This is a genomic window from Clostridium sp. HGF2, assembly GCF_964240115.1.
GTDB lineage: Bacteria > Bacillota_I > Bacilli_A > Erysipelotrichales > Erysipelotrichaceae > Clostridium_AQ > Clostridium_AQ innocuum.
On the sequence record NZ_CAXSSO010000001.1, the window covers coordinates 537,964 to 555,212 of the forward strand.

The 17,249-nt window shown below is 44.7% G+C and carries 19 protein-coding genes; 10 read left to right on the forward strand and 9 right to left on the reverse strand.

All coding sequences use genetic code 11. The annotated features are described in order from the left end of the window. Positions 1-36: 36 nt before the first annotated feature. Entirely contained in the window at positions 37-849 is an 813-nt protein-coding gene (locus tag ACESPQ_RS02520) for an HAD hydrolase family protein (protein WP_002605885.1), read from the reverse strand. A 197-nt stretch (positions 850-1,046) separates the two neighbouring features. Between ACESPQ_RS02520 and ACESPQ_RS02525 the strand changes: the two genes are divergently transcribed. Then, positions 1,047-1,949 (forward strand): MurR/RpiR family transcriptional regulator, encoded by a 903-nt coding sequence (locus ACESPQ_RS02525; protein WP_233105299.1) that lies wholly within the window; start codon positions 1,047-1,049, stop codon positions 1,947-1,949. Next, the gene (locus ACESPQ_RS02530; RefSeq protein ID WP_373143887.1) at positions 1,946-2,512 is read left to right on the forward strand and encodes a DUF1349 domain-containing protein; all 567 of its coding nucleotides are present in this window, start codon (positions 1,946-1,948) and stop codon (positions 2,510-2,512) included. Before ACESPQ_RS02525 ends, ACESPQ_RS02530 begins: the two co-directional genes overlap by 4 nt. 197 nt (positions 2,513-2,709) lie before the next feature. Here ACESPQ_RS02530 and ACESPQ_RS02535 read toward each other — a convergent pair whose 3' ends face one another. The 3 genes from ACESPQ_RS02535 to ACESPQ_RS02545 are packed head-to-tail and all read right to left on the reverse strand — an operon-like array spanning position 2,710 to position 5,445. Next, the gene (locus ACESPQ_RS02535) at positions 2,710-3,510 is read right to left on the reverse strand and encodes an ABC transporter ATP-binding protein (RefSeq protein ID WP_002605882.1); all 801 of its coding nucleotides are present in this window, start codon (positions 3,508-3,510) and stop codon (positions 2,710-2,712) included. A 9-nt stretch (positions 3,511-3,519) separates the two neighbouring features. Beyond that, on the reverse strand, positions 3,520-4,434 hold the full coding sequence (locus ACESPQ_RS02540) for an ABC transporter permease (RefSeq protein WP_373143890.1): 915 nt from the start codon (positions 4,432-4,434) through the stop codon (positions 3,520-3,522). Between the two features lie 18 nt (positions 4,435-4,452). Continuing rightward, complete coding sequence (locus ACESPQ_RS02545) at positions 4,453-5,445, reverse strand: ABC transporter substrate-binding protein (protein WP_002605880.1); 993 nt, start codon at positions 5,443-5,445, stop codon at positions 4,453-4,455. Positions 5,446-5,636: 191 nt separating this feature from the next. Here ACESPQ_RS02545 and ACESPQ_RS02550 point away from each other — a divergent pair, with 191 nt between their 5' ends. From ACESPQ_RS02550 to ACESPQ_RS02580, 7 genes are all read left to right on the forward strand, one after another. After that, positions 5,637-6,143 (forward strand): cob(I)yrinic acid a,c-diamide adenosyltransferase, encoded by a 507-nt coding sequence (locus ACESPQ_RS02550; RefSeq protein ID WP_373143891.1) that lies wholly within the window; start codon positions 5,637-5,639, stop codon positions 6,141-6,143. A 20-nt stretch (positions 6,144-6,163) separates the two neighbouring features. Then, a complete protein-coding gene (locus tag ACESPQ_RS02555) occupies positions 6,164-6,631 on the forward strand; it encodes a YbaK/EbsC family protein (RefSeq protein WP_373143892.1) in 468 nt (155 codons plus the stop codon). A 1-nt stretch (position 6,632) separates the two neighbouring features. Continuing rightward, on the forward strand, positions 6,633-7,538 hold the full coding sequence (locus ACESPQ_RS02560) for a helix-turn-helix transcriptional regulator (protein WP_002605877.1): 906 nt from the start codon (positions 6,633-6,635) through the stop codon (positions 7,536-7,538). A 67-nt stretch (positions 7,539-7,605) separates the two neighbouring features. Next, positions 7,606-7,992 carry a DUF3795 domain-containing protein gene (locus tag ACESPQ_RS02565; RefSeq protein WP_008728371.1) on the forward strand — a complete coding sequence of 129 codons (387 nt, stop codon included), beginning with the start codon at positions 7,606-7,608 and terminating at the stop codon, positions 7,990-7,992. A 557-nt stretch (positions 7,993-8,549) separates the two neighbouring features. Further along, entirely contained in the window at positions 8,550-8,693 is a 144-nt protein-coding gene (locus ACESPQ_RS02570) for a hypothetical protein (protein WP_156346849.1), read from the forward strand. A gap of 215 nt (positions 8,694-8,908) precedes the next feature. Next, positions 8,909-9,430: a hypothetical protein gene (locus tag ACESPQ_RS02575; protein ID WP_373143894.1), complete on the forward strand. Its 522-nt coding sequence runs from the start codon at positions 8,909-8,911 to the stop codon at positions 9,428-9,430. 7 nt (positions 9,431-9,437) lie between these two features. Beyond that, entirely contained in the window at positions 9,438-9,680 is a 243-nt protein-coding gene (locus ACESPQ_RS02580; protein WP_002605874.1) for a hypothetical protein, read from the forward strand. 207 nt (positions 9,681-9,887) lie between these two features. On the opposite strand, the gene ACESPQ_RS02585 is transcribed toward ACESPQ_RS02580, so the two are convergent. The 5 genes from ACESPQ_RS02585 to ACESPQ_RS02605 all read right to left on the reverse strand — a co-directional run bounded on the left by ACESPQ_RS02585 (position 9,888) and on the right by ACESPQ_RS02605 (position 14,857). Further along, entirely contained in the window at positions 9,888-11,339 is a 1,452-nt protein-coding gene (locus tag ACESPQ_RS02585) for a glycoside hydrolase family 1 protein (protein ID WP_002605873.1), read from the reverse strand. An 82-nt stretch (positions 11,340-11,421) separates the two neighbouring features. Next, positions 11,422-12,852 carry a glycoside hydrolase family 1 protein gene (locus ACESPQ_RS02590; RefSeq protein ID WP_373143895.1) on the reverse strand — a complete coding sequence of 477 codons (1,431 nt, stop codon included), beginning with the start codon at positions 12,850-12,852 and terminating at the stop codon, positions 11,422-11,424. A 1-nt stretch (position 12,853) separates the two neighbouring features. Continuing rightward, positions 12,854-13,183 (reverse strand): PTS lactose/cellobiose transporter subunit IIA, encoded by a 330-nt coding sequence (locus ACESPQ_RS02595; RefSeq protein WP_002605871.1) that lies wholly within the window; start codon positions 13,181-13,183, stop codon positions 12,854-12,856. Positions 13,184-13,197: 14 nt separating this feature from the next. Further along, a complete protein-coding gene (locus tag ACESPQ_RS02600) occupies positions 13,198-14,487 on the reverse strand; it encodes a PTS sugar transporter subunit IIC (protein WP_002605870.1) in 1,290 nt (429 codons plus the stop codon). A gap of 61 nt (positions 14,488-14,548) precedes the next feature. After that, a complete protein-coding gene (locus ACESPQ_RS02605; RefSeq protein ID WP_373143897.1) occupies positions 14,549-14,857 on the reverse strand; it encodes a PTS sugar transporter subunit IIB in 309 nt (102 codons plus the stop codon). A 352-nt stretch (positions 14,858-15,209) separates the two neighbouring features. Between ACESPQ_RS02605 and ACESPQ_RS02610 the strand changes: the two genes are divergently transcribed. Then, the gene (locus ACESPQ_RS02610; protein WP_118002224.1) at positions 15,210-17,132 is read left to right on the forward strand and encodes a BglG family transcription antiterminator; all 1,923 of its coding nucleotides are present in this window, start codon (positions 15,210-15,212) and stop codon (positions 17,130-17,132) included. Positions 17,133-17,249 lie beyond the last annotated feature (117 nt).

Sequence of the window (17,249 nt, forward strand, 5' to 3'; positions counted from 1 at the left end):
TCTGGTGTTATCAATTGCTGTTACATACTGCCGCTGTTATATGACCTCCACATCCTGTGTCAGTACCTCCAGTGTCCGTACGATACCATCACCTTCATTGCTGTGCGTAAGGAAGGCGGCATCCTTTCTCACCTCATCCTCTGCATTCGCCATAACGCTTACACAGCCTGCATACGGTGCCATCGCCTTGTCATTGGTACTGTCCGCAATCAACAGCACATCCTCCTTCTGAATGTCCATATCCTGCATAATACACTGTAATGCGGTTCCCTTATCCACATCGGCATGGACAATGCTGCACATATTTCTGCCGCTGCGAATCAGCTTGATTTCTTCCTCCAGGGTTTTCGGCATCCAGCTGATAAAGCCGTTTAAGGCGCTGCTTTCTCCGGTAACATAGAGCTTCAATACCGTATCACTGATGTCCTCAAATGCCTCCCAGGGACACAGCCGCATATCGTTCAGTAAAGCCTCCAGCTGTACATAAGGGTCAATGCCACTCGCATACAGACAGCCGTTTTCCACAATCGACAGTGTGACATCCTGTCCTTCGGCAAGTGCCTTGATTCTATCCACCAGCTTCAGCGAAACCTCTTTCTTCCGCAGTACGCGTTCACTGCCCATTTCCTGCAGAAAGGCTCCGTGACAGGCGGCGATATAACCCTTATACGTATTCATCTGCAGCTTTTCTGCGATCTTTTTCAGATTTTGCGGAGAACGGCGTGAGATCAGAGCCAGACGTGCACCGGCCTGCTGGGCCTGCAGCAGTGCTTCCTTTGTATCCTCGCTCAGTGTGTGATTGTTGGTTAGCAGTGTATCATCGACACTGCAGACGATCAGTTTATACATAAGATTGTCCTCCTTTTGACATATGCAGTGTAACGCAGAAACTCCTATCCTGTAAACAGACAAGGGAACGGTTGAAAAAAGGTTGACACGGTTTCGCTGTGGAAAACGGAAAATATGAAAAAAAATTGTCAAAGCACGAAAGAGGAATGACAAAGTTTTGTCATACCGCTATAATGAAGAGGAAAGGACGGATGTGTATGCATATACGGGAAACCTTACAGAATACCCGCAGCTGGAGTGCGAACGAGCAGGCCCTGTGTGATTATATTCTAAAAAACAGCATAGAGGTCATACGTATGAACGGCACACAGCTGGCACAGGCAGCTGCAGTCAGTACCTCCTGTGTCTATCGCTTCTGCCATAAGCTCGGCTTTGAGGGCTTTTCCGCCTTTCGCATTCAGCTGGCAAGTGAGCTGAACGAGAAGCTGAGCAGTCCCAGTGAGGTGAATTACGATTACCCCTTTACGGAAAAGGAATCCACCGCACAGCTGATTCAGACACTGGGCAGTCTGTATAAAACCTCGATTGATGAAACCATACGGCTGCTTGATATCACACAGCTGGAAACGTTCGCAGAGCATATTTATCAGGCACGCTTCACCTATATTCTTACGACGAATACCAATCTGCAGGCAGCGGAGAATTTTGCACGCAAGATGGAGGAAATCGGCATGCATATCCATGTCGCGGGGGAATTGCTGCAGCAGCGTCTGTACTGTGCCTCCGCCAAGCAGGGGGATGTGGCAATCATCCTTTCCTACGCGGGAATCTCCGATCATGTGCAGGAATGTGTAAAGCAGCTGTATGAGAATAAGGTAACCGTCCTGCTGTTATCCAGCAGACACGATAAGACACTGCATTATTTTGCCACCTGCCGTCTGTATCTTTGCGGCTTTGAATCTTCCTATCAGAAAATAACAACCTTTTCCTCTCATGTATCTGCACAATATCTGCTTGATCTTGTTTATTCCGTTATCTACCAGAAGAATTATGAGAAAAATATCGAGCATAGAGACCGTGCCTATCATGTATGCCGGCTGAAGGCGAAGGAGGAATCTGGGATGAAGCGTATGGAAACGAATAAAGGAGAGGAAACATGACATTTGAAACAATGAATGATGCATCCTATAGGCAGGAGGATGGAACGATTATCCTGCATGCCAGCGCGAAAAGCGACTTTGTAGTGGGTCCGATTACTGGAAAGGCTCATGCCAGTGCAGCCTTTCTGTTTCAGCGGGTGAAAGGGGATTTTGTCCTGCAGGCAAAGGTGTCCCAGCGCTTTCTTTCCACCTATGATGCACCGGCTCTTATGGCAATGGAGTCTGAAACACGCTGGGTGAAGGCCTGCTTTGAGTATACCGATCTGCATACCAGAGCTGTTGTATCTGTTATAACGGATACAACCTCAGATGACTGCAATGGAGTGGAAACAGACAGCGATTCCATATGGCTGCAGCTATGCCGCAAAGATCATATATTTGCGATTCATTATTCTCTGGATGGGTTGCACTGGAGGATGCATCGCATATTACGCATGGAAATGGAAGAAGAATTAAAGGTCGGTCTGGTGGCGCAGAGCCCGCTGGGAGACGGCGGAGATTTTATCTTTGAAAAGGTATCACTGAAGCCGGAGCGAAAAGCGGATATACGAGGTGGAAACTGATTCCATACAGAACGGCTGAATACTGCAGGGAAAACGTGAGGTCAATAGGGCTGCACGTTTTCTTTTCTTGGCGCAAGCAGTGAAACATGTGCACATTCCACGGCTATGTGTGACATTTGTAGCCGGTATTCTCCCCTTCGGACAGGAAAAAGACTTCCACAGGATACGTTCCCGCAAAAGTCTATCGCTATCGTATTCTATTGTGCACTGAATGCCAGCTCATCATCGAGAGCATCCAGCATATTCAGGGAATTAAACTTCTCAATCAGCTTTTCCACTGTCAGCTGTTTCTTTTCCTCTTTTGGTATATCCATAATAATTTCCCCCTTGTGAAACATCAGCAGACGATCCCCGTAGGTGATGGCATGCTTCAGGTTGTGGGTGATCATGATGGTAGTCATTTTCTTTTCTTCCACAATTTTCTTGGTCAGCTGGATAATCAGATCGCTTGTTTTCGGATCAAGGGCAGCCGTATGCTCATCCAGCAGCAGAAGCTGCGGTGTAATCAGGGTTGCCATCAATAACGATAATGCCTGCCTTTGTCCGCCGGACAGGGAACCGACACTGACATGCAGCTTGTTTTCCAGCCCCAGCTGCATATCTGCAAGCTCTCTTTCAAACAGTGGAATCAAAGCCTTATCCACTCCCTTAGTAAGACCAAAGCTTTTTCCCTTATGATAGGCCATTGCCATATTCTGCAATATTGTCAGAGAAGGGGAGGTTCCCTTCTGCGGGTCCTGAAATACACGTCCTATAAACTGGGAGCGTTTATGCTCAGGAAGACGGGAAACATCCTTTCCGTTAAAGGAGACACTTCCTGCATCCTGTCGGATATTTCCGCTGATAACATTGAAAAACGTTGATTTTCCACTGCCGTTGGAACCGATAATCGTGACAAATTCACCGTCGTGGATTTCCACATTCAAATCCCTGTACAGGATGACCTCATTGGCACTGCCCTTGTTGAAGGTCTTTTTTACATGTTCTAGTTTCAGCATACTCTCACCTCACGATTCCTGAACCTTGCGATGGAAGAATTTCCCCATCACACCATTGCCGAGAACAAGCACCGCGATAAAGATGACAGCCATGATCAGCTTCAGATAGCTTGGCGGCAGACCCACCTTTAAGGTAGCCGCAATCGTCAGCCGATAGGTGATGGCACCGAGAATTACACTTGTTGTGAAGCCGATGAATGTAAAGCGTTTGAACAGCGTCAGCCCCATGATGACAGAAGCCAGTCCCATAACGATCATTCCGGTACCCAGCGTGATATCAAAATATTTCAGAAACTGAGAAACCACTGCACCGGACACAGCGGCATAGCCGTTGGAGATGGCAAGACCGTTCATTTTGATATGTCCGATATCCTTTCCCAGTGTCGCAATCAACTGCGGATTGTCTCCTGCAATACGCATAAGAAAGCCGTATTTCGTATCCAGAAACCAGTCCATCAGCAGCTTCAGGAATAAAACGAGAACCAGCAGGATGAAAATCGGCCACAGCTTCACGATCCAGGTGCCCAGTGATCCTCCTGCGGAATTGCCAAGCAGCGCCCCGTAGGAGAAAATCGTGTCATAGGTAAACAATGGAATGTTGCTCATATCTCCCGCTACAATCAGATTGATTGAATACAGCCCTGTCATGACGAGAATACCGCTTAAAAGGCTGGAGATACCGAATTTAACATGCAGGAAGCCGGTCGCATAACCGGCCGCAAGTCCTGCAATAAATGCCACAATTAGGGAAAGAAACGGATTGATGCCATGCATTACACACATGGCACCCGCAGCAGCACCGAGAGGAAAGCTGCCCTCAACGGTCAGATCTGCATAGTCCAGAACCTGATAGGTCAGCAGGACTCCGATGGCGAGGATACTGTAAGCCAGACCCTGCGCCGTAACGTCTAATATAAAATCCATACGTATTCACACCTTACTTTATTCTTCTACAAACGTTGCACGTTCTGCCAGTGAATCCGGGATTTTAATACCCAGCTGCTCTGCGACCTTTTTGTTGATATACAGAGTGGTATCCTTTGCGGTTTCCACAGGGATATCGCCTGCTTTTTTACCATTGACAAGAATATCGTAGGCAACACTGCCTGCCTGCTCTCCAAGCTTTTCATAGCTGATGGAATCACTTGCCAGCAGCCCGGCCTTCATCTGCCCGTCCTCAGCCGCAAATACCGGAATATTCTTTGCATTTGCCTTATCTGTAATGGAGGCAGTAGCGGAAACGACCATATTGTCGGTAATATTATAAATACAATCAACATCGCCTGCCAGCTGTTCTGCAGCGGTTGCGATTTCTGTAGTAGCACTGACGCCTTTCTTGACGATTTTAAAGTTATATTTTGAAGCCAGCTTTTCCACCTGTTTCACCTGAAGCTTACCGTTTACTTCTCCGATATTGTAGATCATACCGATCTTCTTTGCTTCGGGCAGGAATTCACGAATCATCTCCAGCTGCTTTTCCAGCGGTGCGGCATCGCTGACGCCGGTAACATTGCCACCAGGCTTTTCATTGCTGGTGACCAGCTTTGCTTCCACACCATCCGTTACTGCATTGAATACAACCGGAATATCTGTTCCACCGGTCGCATTTACGGCAGCCTGTGATGCGTTGGTCGCAATGGAATAAATCAGATCCACATCATCGGAAACAAACTGCTTGGCAATCGTATCTGCCGTTCCGTTGTCCCCCTGTGCATTTTTTACCGTAATCTCAAACTTCGCATCGCTCTTACCCTTCAGATATTTCTCCAGTCCCTCTCTGGCACTGTCGAGCGCAGGATGCTCCATCTGCTGGATGATGCCGATTTTATATGTCTTCTTTCCATCATCCGTTTTTTCTTTGTCGCTGTCGCCACTGTTTCCACATCCTGCAAGAAGCAGTGCCAGTGCAAGTCCTCCCAATAATTTTTTCTTCATAAGACTAACCTCTCTTTTCTATATGATATTATGATGATACCTTGTTTTGTACATAAAATCAATATTTTCATGAAAAACTTTCACATTTTTACCACGAAGTTTCACAAATTTGCATTTATAGCTGAAACCGTTACACAATATGCACACCTATGGTATAATAGCGGATGAAATGGCATAAGGAGGATGTACGGATGCTGCATATATACAGTGGAAACGGAAAGGGAAAGACGACTGCCGGCTTCGGCCTGGTTCTGCGTCAGGCGGGATATGAAAGGCGTGTTGCGGTAGCGCAGTTTTTAAAAGATGGCACAAGCGGGGAGCTGCGTGCTTTGCAGGCTTTATCCTGTGTAAAGGTGCGTGCGACACGAATGCCGCAGGGGTTTTATTTTCAAATGCAGGAGCAGGAGCAGCTGGCAACCAGACAGGGCATACAGGAGCTGTTCGCATGGGTAAAGGACAGGGCAAAGGAATGCACATGCATCTTTCTGGATGAGGTTCTGGATGCTGTACAGCTGGGACTGCTGAAGGAGGAAGAACTCCTGCACTTTTTACAGGAGCATTGGGATTTGGAAGTCATCCTCACCGGCCGCAATCCCTCGCAGGAGCTGCTGGATATATGTGACTATCATACGGAGATGGTGGAACACAGGCATCCTTATCAAAAAGGCATAGCTGCACGCAAGGGCGTGGAGTATTAGAAAATCAGGAGGATAAGAAAATGGCAATGGAACAGGCAAGAGCATACCTGAAGCAGTATCATAAGGAACAGGACATCCTGGTGCTGAACGCATCCAGTGCGACCGTGGAACAGGCGGCACAGGCCCTTGGAACACAGCCGGAGCGCATCGCAAAATTGCTTTCCTTTATGGTGAGGGAGCATGCTGTTATCGTGGTAGCTGCCGGTGATTGCAGGGTGGACAATCATGCATATAAGGAAACCTTCGGCTGTAAGGCGAAAATGCTGAAGGGGGATGAGGTGGAAGCCTATACGAATCATGCCATCGGCGGTGTATGCCCGTTTGGTGTACCTGCGGATATCCGCATATATCTGGATGTTTCGTTAAAGCGGTTTGATTTTGTATATCCTGCCTGCGGTACACCGAATTCCGCAATCAGGCTGACCATTGCGGAGCTGGAGACACTGCTTCCGCAGGCAGCGTGGGTGGATGTGTGCAGGATAGCTTAGGATGAAGGCAGATCGTCTGTACGCGATAACCCTGTATCTCTTGAATCACAAACGGGCAAGCGGACGCTGTCTTGCGGATACCTTTGAGGTGTCCCTGCGCTGTATTCAGCGGGATATGGATACCCTGTCCATGGCAGGTGTCCCCATCATTGCGTATAGCGGCGTGAATGGAGGCTATGAGCTGCAGGAGGGATACAAGCTGCCTGTGGCTCTGGTAAAGGAACAGGATCACGCTATCATTGCGGCATCCCTGGACAGTATGGAGAGTGCCGGTCTGCATAAGGAGGTACAAACCGCGAAGCTGCTTTTTCCAAAGCATGAGGAAGACACCTTGGGGGTGCAGCTTGATTTTTCCGTTGCGAATGAAACGGCTATCGAACAGCGCAGGCTATTACAGTCTGTGATTGCCGCAAGGCACAGCGTTACTTTTCAATATACGGACGCTCAGGGGAAGCAGACAAAACGCTTCTGCGAGGCGGTGGCACTGATTTTTCGCTGGTATGCCTGGTATCTGGTCGGCTGGGATGTGGATAAGCAGGCCTATCGGATGTATAAGCTGGTACGGATGGAACAGCTACAGGAAGCTGAACATACAAATCGTAAGCATCCCTGTCTGCGTGAAATTCTGAAGCAGCTGGATGAAACGGATACGCAGGTTATCTGGACGATCAAGCTGCACTGTCAACCGGAGGCCAGAGGCAGAGTGCTGGAATATTTTCAGGGAACAATCATGGAGGTATATGCGGACACATCCTTTCTGTATTGCATGCAGGTACCAAAGCAGGAGCATTTCTGGTATGCAAGCTTACTCGGCATGGGAAATACTGTACGGGTGCTGGAGCCGGAGGAGCTGGTGGAACGCATAAAAGCAGACTGCAGGGCAATGCTGAAGCAGTATGAGAAATAAACAGGAAACTATGACATAGTGCTGTCGTAGTTTTTTTGGTATGATAAAGCAGGAAATGAGGTGCTTTATGAGAGAGGATAGAGGAATGGCATACTGCGGTCTTGCCTGCTGTGTGTGCTCGGAATCAGATTGCCCAGGCTGTCATGCGAGGGGCTGTGAGCATAAGGATATGTGCGGTATTTTGGCCTGCTGCCTGAGAAAAGGAATGGACGGCTGTTATGTGTGTGACGAGTTTCCCTGCGATGAGGATATGCTGAAGAAAAGAAGAGTGCGTGTTTTTAATCAATGCCTGCAAAAAAGCGGACCGGCAGAAATCATGCGTTGTTTAAAACGCAATGAAGAGGCGGGGATACGGTATCATCATACAGGGCAGTTGATTGGCGACTATGATCTGGAAAATGATCGTGACATTGAGGAGCTGTTGATGAAAGGCGGTGTGCATAGCAGAGGGTGATGGAACCAAAGGAAACACCTCGCGACTAAGCCACGAGGTGTTCCATAGAAATTCACATGTATTTCTACAGGAGCGTACGTTAGATACAATGAAGCTTTTCATCATGATTCTCTTGGATGCAGCTTAATACGCAATAAGGAAGCAGATATAAAGTATCATTATGCAGGACGAGAAGACTGATTCACTGCGAGATGGAATATGACACATTCATCAAAAATTTGAAAGATGTTATGATACATCAGAAACCACAGAAGAGCATTGCCGTTTGGATTATCCAGGTCTGTCGGGAAAGAGGAAAGGCGAATGCAGTAGGAGCGAGGGTTTCCCCTTGAGTGGTTTCCTGTACAAAGTAATTTATATACCCCTATCAACAATAATGGCAAGGAATTCTATAGACCGTTGACAGCGGGCCTTGGCGCAGAATTAGCATTTCACTAAGTGTATATTTTCAGAGTGATCCGGGACACTGTAACACGATTGCATTGGAAAAAGATCACGCCTGTATTTATACCGGATGAAGGGAACTGGGCGACTGCGTAAATGATTTGGATATCCATGTGTTTGAATGGGAGACAAGGATATCCAGAGTTCAGGTAGATTATAAAAACGGGTATGAAAATGAGGAAGATGATGAGCTGTCACATATGTCAGTACAGCTGCCGGTTTATGCATATACAGATAATGAGTTACCCTTTTCGTAGGAAATTATCCCTGCTTTTTTTCAAACAATTTGACATCAAAGAGGTGAATGGTTAGACTTTCTTTAAATAAGTACCGATTTTAGCTTTATTCCGTTAGATACTGTAGCTATTAAGAATAGTATACCATAAAAAGTTGAATAATGTAATTCTATATTTTAAAAATTATTTTGATATGATATAGGTGAAAGAAGTACTATTTAAAGGAGGCGAATCATATGAAAAAAATAGCAGCTATCATCGTATCATTATGTCTTTGTGTTGGAGTGTTAGGAGATGTAAAGTATACTGTTAGTTCAAAAGAAATACCGGAAAAGTACATTGTAGAAACAGGCTCATACAGCCAAAATCAAAAAGAGCAGCTTGAAAACGCAAATTATGTATTCTCAGAGAAGGAATTGAAAGACACTCCTTTTGAGGGTCAAAAAGTTGAAGTAATTAAAGGTGAATTATATGTAAATGGAAGAATCATTTGGACCATTAAAATTTGGATTTTATTTAAAGGTATTCCAATTTTAATAGGATGGATGGCAGCAGGTGGTGTGGTAAAACAGGCTACAAACAAAATAATAAAAGCAGAGTTAATAAATAAAGTTAAGTTTGCATGGAACAAATACAGCAACATGACTGATGCTTATGCAGATGAACAGCAGAATTTACAGTCTGTAAAACTTTCTAATGGCAACCAATGTGTTTTAGCCCCAAGTGGTAAATACTTTAATTGTATGTATTCCGCTTAACTTGTAAGTGAGAAATAAAATCAAAAAACAAGTGCCTGATAGAAATAAGCCATTAGTTGAGAAAGAAGAGCTGGAGAATCTTATTAAAGAAATGATGACTGATAAAGAGGTAGAAGATCTGCTGAAGGAAGGCTTTACCCGAGAACAAATTGCATATGTGGCCAATGAAAAGAAGAAATGTGATGAGCAAGGTAGGGTTATAGGTAAAATCATAGATATCCTAACATGGATATTTCCGGATTTTAAATAACCTCAATTAAGCCGAGTTTGGCAAGAAAAATAAGAAAAGAGAATGAAATCCTACGCGTTATTCGTAGTTTAAATTCTCTTTTTTGCTTATATTATACCAGGAGGTCTCTTTTATACACTGAAGCTATGAACGTAACGCCTTATACATGTAAAAACGGACGATATTTTAAGCTCAGCTGCTCGTATTGAACGAATGCTTCTTCACCTATCACAGATTTTCACCATTTGAATCAATCACACTTCGATACCAGTCGTAGCTGTCTTTTTTTAGCCGACGCTTTGTTCCGTTTCCATAATCATCCTGATCGACATAAATGAATCCGTAACGCTTACTCATCTCGGAGGAGGAACAGCTGATGATATCTATGGGACCCCATGGATAATAGCCGATGACCTCTACTCCATCCATGATCGCTTCCTTCATGTTTCGGATATGTTCCCGAAGGTAAGCAATTCTACGCTCATCATGAATGCATCCGTCCGAACTGATTTCATCAAAGGTCCCAAATCCATTTTCTGCAATGATAATCGGCTTTTGATAACGATCATAATAATAATTCAACACCGTTCGCAGACCAAGCGGATCGATTCCCCAGCCCCATTCACTAGCCTCTATATAAGGATTGGATACCGCCCCATCATCATTTACATCAGCACAGGAATTGCTTTCGCTGGAAGATGCACACGTGTAATAATAGGAAATCGCCAGAAAATCTGCAGGGTTTTCCTTTAACATGCGCTCATCCTCCTCCCGGATATCCAGCCGTATATCGTGCTCCTGAAAATAGCGAAGCATATATCCCGGATACTCTCCGCGCAGCAGAAGATCAGAGAAGAAATATTCACGCTGATTACGCTGCATATTCGCAAATACATCCTCCGGTTTACATGTCAGCGGTTCGCTTAGACCATCGTATACCATCATCCCAATCTGAAAATCCGGATTTATTTCATGTCCTATTTTTGTTACGATAGCACTTGCTGTGCATTCATTGTGTATTCCCTGATATTTCGCTTCCATAAGGTTAGAAACGCGATCACTGGGGATTCCCAGATGATTGAAGGATTCGTGATGAATCAGGTTGATCTGATTGACGACAATCCAGTACTTTACCTTATCTTTATATCTTCGCATAACCGTATCAGCATATTTTACAAAGAAATCGATGGTTTTGCGATGATTCCATCCATTATAAGCAGTTGCCAGATGCAGCGGCATTTCATAATGTGATAAGGTAATCAATGGCTCCATGCCGTTTTTAATAATTTCATCGATCAGATTATCATAAAAGCGTAGACCTTCTTCGTTTGGAATAGTCTCATCTCCGTTAGGAAAGATTCTTGACCAGCTGATCGAGGTGCGGAAGGAGTTCATTCCGATGCCTGCCAGCAGCTTTAGATCTTCCTTGTAGGTGTGATAAAAATCAATTCCATAGCGCTTAGGATAATAACCTTTTGTATCCTGCAGAGCAGCTTCGATATCCTTCATGGATGTCTCCTTGTTTGATTTCTTTTTAAGATCACCCTTATCCTGCACCTTGAGAATATCCGCAACACTCCATCCTCTCCCGCCTTCCAGAAAAGCACCTTCTGCCTGATTCGCTGCAATGGCACCTCCCCATAAAAAATCTGCTGGAAATCCTTTTTTTAATTGCTTCATATATCTGTCTGATTCTGCGTTTCTTGCAGAATTTCTCCTTTCCATTTATAATAAAGGGATGCATACGGCATCCCTTTTTGCTTTACAGTTCTTCACCGTTTGTTTGAATTACATGCTGATACCAGGTAAAGGAATCCTTTCGAATTCGTGCATTGCTGCCGTTACCGCGATCATCACGATTCACGTAAATATAGCCATAGCGCTTGCTCATTTCTCCCTGTGAGCAGCTGACGATATCGATTGGTCCCCAGGATGCATACCCAAATACCTGAACCCCGTCGAGGATGGCTTCCCTCATGGCCTTGATATGCTCACGCAGATAAGCAATACGGTACTCATCATGAATGTGTCCGTCAATGACCGTATCAATCGCACCAAGTCCGTTCTCCGCAATGAAGATAGGAACATGATAACGGTCCCAGTACTGATTCAAAGAGTTTCGGAATCCGAGAGGATCGGTAGCCCAGCCCCAGATAGAGGTTTCCAAATACGGATTTTCTTTAGGCTGAGGCTGCGACGCATCTACGATTCGGGTGAAGTAATAAGAGAAGGAGAGAAAATCTGCAGGGTGTTCCTTTAACAGCTTCAGTTCTTCCTCCTTTGCATGGATCTGTATCTGATGATCCTTGAAATAACGAAGAGCATAACCGGGATATTCCCCGCGCAGTAAAACATCACTGTAGAAATAGATGCTCATCTGCATCCGCTGCGTATTAGCAAAAACATCCTCCGGGCGACAGGTGGCAGGATATAATGCATCATCTCCCAGCATCATACCAATCTGCATTCCCGCATCGATTTCATGCGCCAGCTTTGTGGCTTTTGCACATGCGACAAACTGATGATGCGTAGCCTGATATTTTGCGCTCTCCCAATCCTCATATCCGTCTTCCACCATACCCAGACTGGCGAATTCTCCCCAGCCGCCAAGGGAATTGATCTGATTCAATAGTATCCAGTATTTTACTTTTTTATGATACCGTTTAAACAGTATCTCACAGAAGCGGACAAAGAAATCAATCATTTCAGGCGCATACCAGCCCTTGTATTTTGTAATAAGATGAACCGGCATTTCATAATGAGAAACGGTCATGACAGGCTCAATCCCGTTTTTCAACATTTCATCAAGGAGTGCATCGTAATATCTCAGTCCTTCTTCATTCGGCAGATCCTCATCCCCGTTTGGGAAAATGCGGGTCCAGTTGAAGGATGTACGAAAGCAGCTGAATCCCATTTCCTTCATCAGTGCAAGATCTTCCTTATAGGTATGATAGAAATCAATGCCGTGCCTTCTTGGATAATAGCCATCCTTATCCTGCAGTGCTTCTTCGATTTGCTGAGCGGTATGTGTAAATCCAACGACATGCTTGCGGTCATAGTGTTCCGGAAGAATTTCAATATCAGCCATGGACGGCCCTTTTCCATCGATATTCCATGCGCCCTCCGCCTGATTTGCGGCAATAGCACCACCCCATAAAAAGCCCTTCGGAAATCCGGTTGCTGTTTTCCACATATTATTTCTTCAGCTTTCTATACAGACGTATCATATTCTGTGTTAAGTTGACCTCGCTGTTGATGGTCATCAGTGTATCCTGTGCATGTGTGAAAAGCAATGTTGTTTGCAGTTCATCCTCATTGATGGAGCTTTGTATCATTTCGGTCTGAATCACATGAGCCTTCGTTATTTCTTTTTTTGCAGCGGTTATTTTAGCCTTTATATCCTCCTCACTTTTATCTTCCAGGAGGGCATTGACTGCCTCATTCAACAGATTGCGACAATCACCTGCATGTAAGATGATTTGCATAGCGGCACTGTTAAGCTGTTCGATCGTAGTTTTTTTCATAACACCCTTCCTTTCTATGCTTCTTCTGTACGCTCACGCATTGCTTTGCGCTTTGCCAGCTGATCCTTTTTCTTTTCATCCTCTTCTTCCTTTTGCATACACTGTCTGTCATATACCTTGAAGAACGGATAATAAATAATCCAGGATAAGACGAATATGAAGAAGGTAAACAACAGACCGATCATGCCGCCAACTGCATAGGAGCAGATTGGTCCAGGCAGATACCAGAAGGAGAATAAGGTCGTTATTTTCGGCAGGATATCAAAGTATAAGGCAAGCCAGGTCAATGCAGGGGCAAGCAATCCGACTATCCACATAGGAACCATTAGAATCGGATTAAATGCGATTGGTGCACCAAATACAAGGGGTTCATTGATATTGCATAAATTCGGTACCAGGGAAGCCTTGCCAATGACCTTGCATTTCTTTGATTTTGCCATAAACAGCATCATGAGTCCAAGCGCCAAGGTACAGCCGCCTCCGCCGAGGGTGAAATAATAGGAAACTCCGTCTGCATTTATGACAGATGCTGCGTTTCCGGCAGCGACAGCCGCCTGATTTGCGGCAATCCCCTGTAAAATCAAAGCTGATTCAATTGGATAGATGACCCATGTGGAAATACCGAAGGTGTACAGAAAGGTATAGCCGAAGAAATACAGTACCACAAAGCCGAGAAAGCTGTCACCCGCACTCAAGATCGGAGAGAATAAGGTATAGATACAGTCAAAGATATTGATGTGCAGCTGGAAGATAAACAGCCATCCGACGAACAGGATAATGAGAATCGGAATCAGTGTATCAAACCAGACTGTGATGAAATCCGGAATAGCGCTGTCTTCTTTAAAGAAGGAATGTGTAGAGAATGCGTTCATCACAAAGCCTACAAACAAGCCTGCCATTAAGGCCGCAATCATACCGCCGTTACCAAGCGTGGAGCTTTGAAACAGAATGTTACCCGCTTCATCAAAGGTGGGACCTACTAGCATCAGGAAAAAACCGATACCTGCCAGACCTGCTTCCTTCTTTGTCTTATTGTGCCGTTTCTTTTCCATAAGCAGGTAAGGCACCAGATAGGCAAGGTACAGGGACAGCAGACCCAAAGAGAAGGTTGACAATGGACTGAAATCCGGGAACCCGTCAATCAGACCTCCAAAGGCTGTTAGTATTGTTGTAAATGATCCGATAAAGATCATTGGCATTGCAGTTAGGATTGCTTCCTGTACAGACGCAATCCAGGGATTACGCGCAAGCTTGTTCATTTTCGGAGCAAATTTGTTCGTCATCCAATCCATGAATTTTTTCATATGTTTCTCCTCATTTTTTCATTTTGTTTAAGTTACTTTAAAAGCGAAAGCTTTTGATGCATTAGTCTTCAAGGAAGGGTAATGCGAAATCAAGAACGGCATCCCCGTCTAACTCGCCGTAGGCATCCTTCGGTATGATTTGTACAGCTACGCCATGGGGCTCTGCGATGTCCTCCAGATCCTGCAGCATATAGCTCAGATGCGGACCTACCAGCAGCAGGTCGATATCCTCGATGTAGTCCTCTACAACAGAATCACTTCGTGCCTTTACTCCGATTTTGATGTTGCGTGCTTTTGCGGCCTGTCGGATGTTCTTCGCCATAAAGCCGCTACTGGCTCCTGTACCGCAAACTAATAAAATGTTTTTCATAATGATCTCCTTTGTGTCCGTAAGCTTCTTAACATTCTACGGACTTTTTTTAATAATGAATGAAATTTTTCTGGATTGGTGTTAGAATATAGAAGAGATGTATCAAAGTATTCCCGTACTTGGCTGAAGCGATTCAGCGTGTGATATGTCTCTTTTTCTTATACCAATCAGTGTGACTGCCCTCCTTTCTTATCGACACCCTCAGTATAACGAATGCAGCCGAAACAGACAAATTTTAAAAGTTCCTAGCGCACGGAACTTTTTTAAGTTGAGCGGATTTTCGAATTCACGTATACTTATCATGTAATACTATCATTGTTTACAGGGGGATAAGGCAGGAGAGTGATTGAACATGAAAGATAATATATCGACATTGCTGGATTATTTATGGCATCACTATGAAAGCTGGATTTCCGCAGCTGAGCTTTCCCAACTGCTTCACGTTTCCACCCGCCAGATTCGCAAATACATCAGTATCCTGAATGAAGAGCATGTCGAAGAACCACTGGTCATTTCCACAAACAAGGGCTATAAGCTAAGCAGCACGGAGCAGTATCTGCGTTATCGGGAGAGCGGAAAGCATAATCTGGAAACCCCGCAGACACGGCAGAATCTGATAATACAGAAGCTGATTTCCTCCAAGAACGGCATTGATATCTTTGATCTGGCACAGGAGCTTTATGTCAGTGAATCTACAGTGGATAACGATATCCGCAGTATTCGCAAAATGATATCCGCCTATCAGATCGGTATTCGCAAGGAAAAGGATATGCTATTTATCGATGGCAGTGAAAAAGAAAAGCGCCAGCTGATGAGCCGGCTGATTACCAGTGATTCCTATGATAATTTTGTTTTAAAGGATGAAGTGCGGCTGCTGACCTATCATTATCACTTCTGGGATTTCCGGAAGAATCTTTCCGATATTTTTTCACGCAACAATCTGTTTGCGAATGACTATACGCTGAACAATACAGCCCTGCATTTGATTGTGATGATTGATCGCATCCGCAGCAGCTGTATCCTGCATGAGCAGGTGGACCTCACACCGTTTTTCGAAACGCCGCAGTATACGGTGGCAAGAGAAATCCGGGAATATATTGAAGAGGCATATGCGATACAGATCAATGATGCGGAATTATATAATCTTACCCTGATTATTATGAATAACACCACGATGATCGATTATTCCTTCATTAACGGCTCCAACATTTCCTCCTTCATTGAACAGAGGTATATAGATATCGCCCATACCGTTATACACAATGTGGAGGAATGCTATCTTCTGGACCCCTTTGATGAGGAATTTATCGCAAAGTTTACGATTCATGTCAAGAATCTGTTTAATCGCGTAGAGCATAATTACTATGCTAAAAATCCGCTGACGGCAAAGATAAAATCGACCTATCCCCTGATCTATGATATTGCCGTTTATATCGCACAGCAGTTTAAGGATATGTATGACATCATTTTGAATGAGGATGAAATTGCTTTTATCTCCTTCCATATCGGCAGCTATTTTGAAAATAATGTACAATCAAAAAATAAGCTGACCGTATTGTTTCTCTATGCGGATTACTATAGTCTTCATCAAAACACGCTGGAAAAGATCAGTCGCCGCTTTGAGGACAAGGTGACGATCAAGTATGCGATGTCCATCCATTCATATCAGCCGAGTCTTCTGCATGCGGATTTGATTATATCGACTGTAGAAACACCATTCCCTCAGCCATCCATCATCATTCATCCCTTTTTAATTGAAAAGGACATGAATCAGCTTGAAAACACAATTACCAAAATGCTGGCTGAAAAAAATAAGAATAAGCTGAAGGAGTTTTTATTTGATCTGTTTGATCCCAGACTGTTTTATACAAATATGAACATGGATCGCACCCAGCTGATTCAGACGCTGTGCAATGATGCCATCCGTCTAGACTATGCCGATGCTTCTTTTACAACGGATGTCTTTGCGCGTGAGCATATGTCTTCGACAGCTTTTGAGGATGCCGCCGTACCGCATTCACTGGCAAGCAATGCAAAGAAAAGCTTTATCAGTGTGGTTTTGTGTCCGCAGGGTATGGAATGGGGAACGCATGAGGTTCATATTGTCACACTGCTGGGGGTACATGATGATTCCAGAAAGCTGTTTGCGCAGATATTCGATCATCTGATTGAGATTTTAAGTGAGCCCTCCTTTCTCAATGAGCTGGTAACCTGTCAGGATTATGATTCCTTTATTCAGAAGCTGACACATTATATGGATGCAGTCGATGTATGAAGCAGACTGCATCTTTTCAACGGTAAGCTGACAAACTGTTCGCGAGGCGCAAAAGCAGACAGTTGTGTAGAAGGCTGCTGTGCTTTTATGATGAAAGGAAGCATAGCGGATGTAGTC

Coding starts and splice junctions, on each gene's coding strand:
- ACESPQ_RS02520 (WP_002605885.1), bottom strand. CDS start 849: ATGTATAAACTGATCGTCTGCAGTGTCGATGATACACTGCTAACCAAC.
- ACESPQ_RS02525 (WP_233105299.1), top strand. CDS start 1,047: ATGCATATACGGGAAACCTTACAGAATACCCGCAGCTGGAGTGCGAAC.
- ACESPQ_RS02530 (WP_373143887.1), top strand. CDS start 1,946: ATGACATTTGAAACAATGAATGATGCATCCTATAGGCAGGAGGATGGA.
- ACESPQ_RS02535 (WP_002605882.1), bottom strand. CDS start 3,510: ATGCTGAAACTAGAACATGTAAAAAAGACCTTCAACAAGGGCAGTGCC.
- ACESPQ_RS02540 (WP_373143890.1), bottom strand. CDS start 4,434: ATGGATTTTATATTAGACGTTACGGCGCAGGGTCTGGCTTACAGTATC.
- ACESPQ_RS02545 (WP_002605880.1), bottom strand. CDS start 5,445: ATGAAGAAAAAATTATTGGGAGGACTTGCACTGGCACTGCTTCTTGCA.
- ACESPQ_RS02550 (WP_373143891.1), top strand. CDS start 5,637: ATGCTGCATATATACAGTGGAAACGGAAAGGGAAAGACGACTGCCGGC.
- ACESPQ_RS02555 (WP_373143892.1), top strand. CDS start 6,164: ATGGCAATGGAACAGGCAAGAGCATACCTGAAGCAGTATCATAAGGAA.
- ACESPQ_RS02560 (WP_002605877.1), top strand. CDS start 6,633: ATGAAGGCAGATCGTCTGTACGCGATAACCCTGTATCTCTTGAATCAC.
- ACESPQ_RS02565 (WP_008728371.1), top strand. CDS start 7,606: ATGAGAGAGGATAGAGGAATGGCATACTGCGGTCTTGCCTGCTGTGTG.
- ACESPQ_RS02575 (WP_373143894.1), top strand. CDS start 8,909: ATGAAAAAAATAGCAGCTATCATCGTATCATTATGTCTTTGTGTTGGA.
- ACESPQ_RS02585 (WP_002605873.1), bottom strand. CDS start 11,339: ATGAAGCAATTAAAAAAAGGATTTCCAGCAGATTTTTTATGGGGAGGT.
- ACESPQ_RS02590 (WP_373143895.1), bottom strand. CDS start 12,852: ATGTGGAAAACAGCAACCGGATTTCCGAAGGGCTTTTTATGGGGTGGT.
- ACESPQ_RS02595 (WP_002605871.1), bottom strand. CDS start 13,183: ATGAAAAAAACTACGATCGAACAGCTTAACAGTGCCGCTATGCAAATC.
- ACESPQ_RS02600 (WP_002605870.1), bottom strand. CDS start 14,487: ATGAAAAAATTCATGGATTGGATGACGAACAAATTTGCTCCGAAAATG.
- ACESPQ_RS02605 (WP_373143897.1), bottom strand. CDS start 14,857: ATGAAAAACATTTTATTAGTTTGCGGTACAGGAGCCAGTAGCGGCTTT.
- ACESPQ_RS02610 (WP_118002224.1), top strand. CDS start 15,210: ATGAAAGATAATATATCGACATTGCTGGATTATTTATGGCATCACTAT.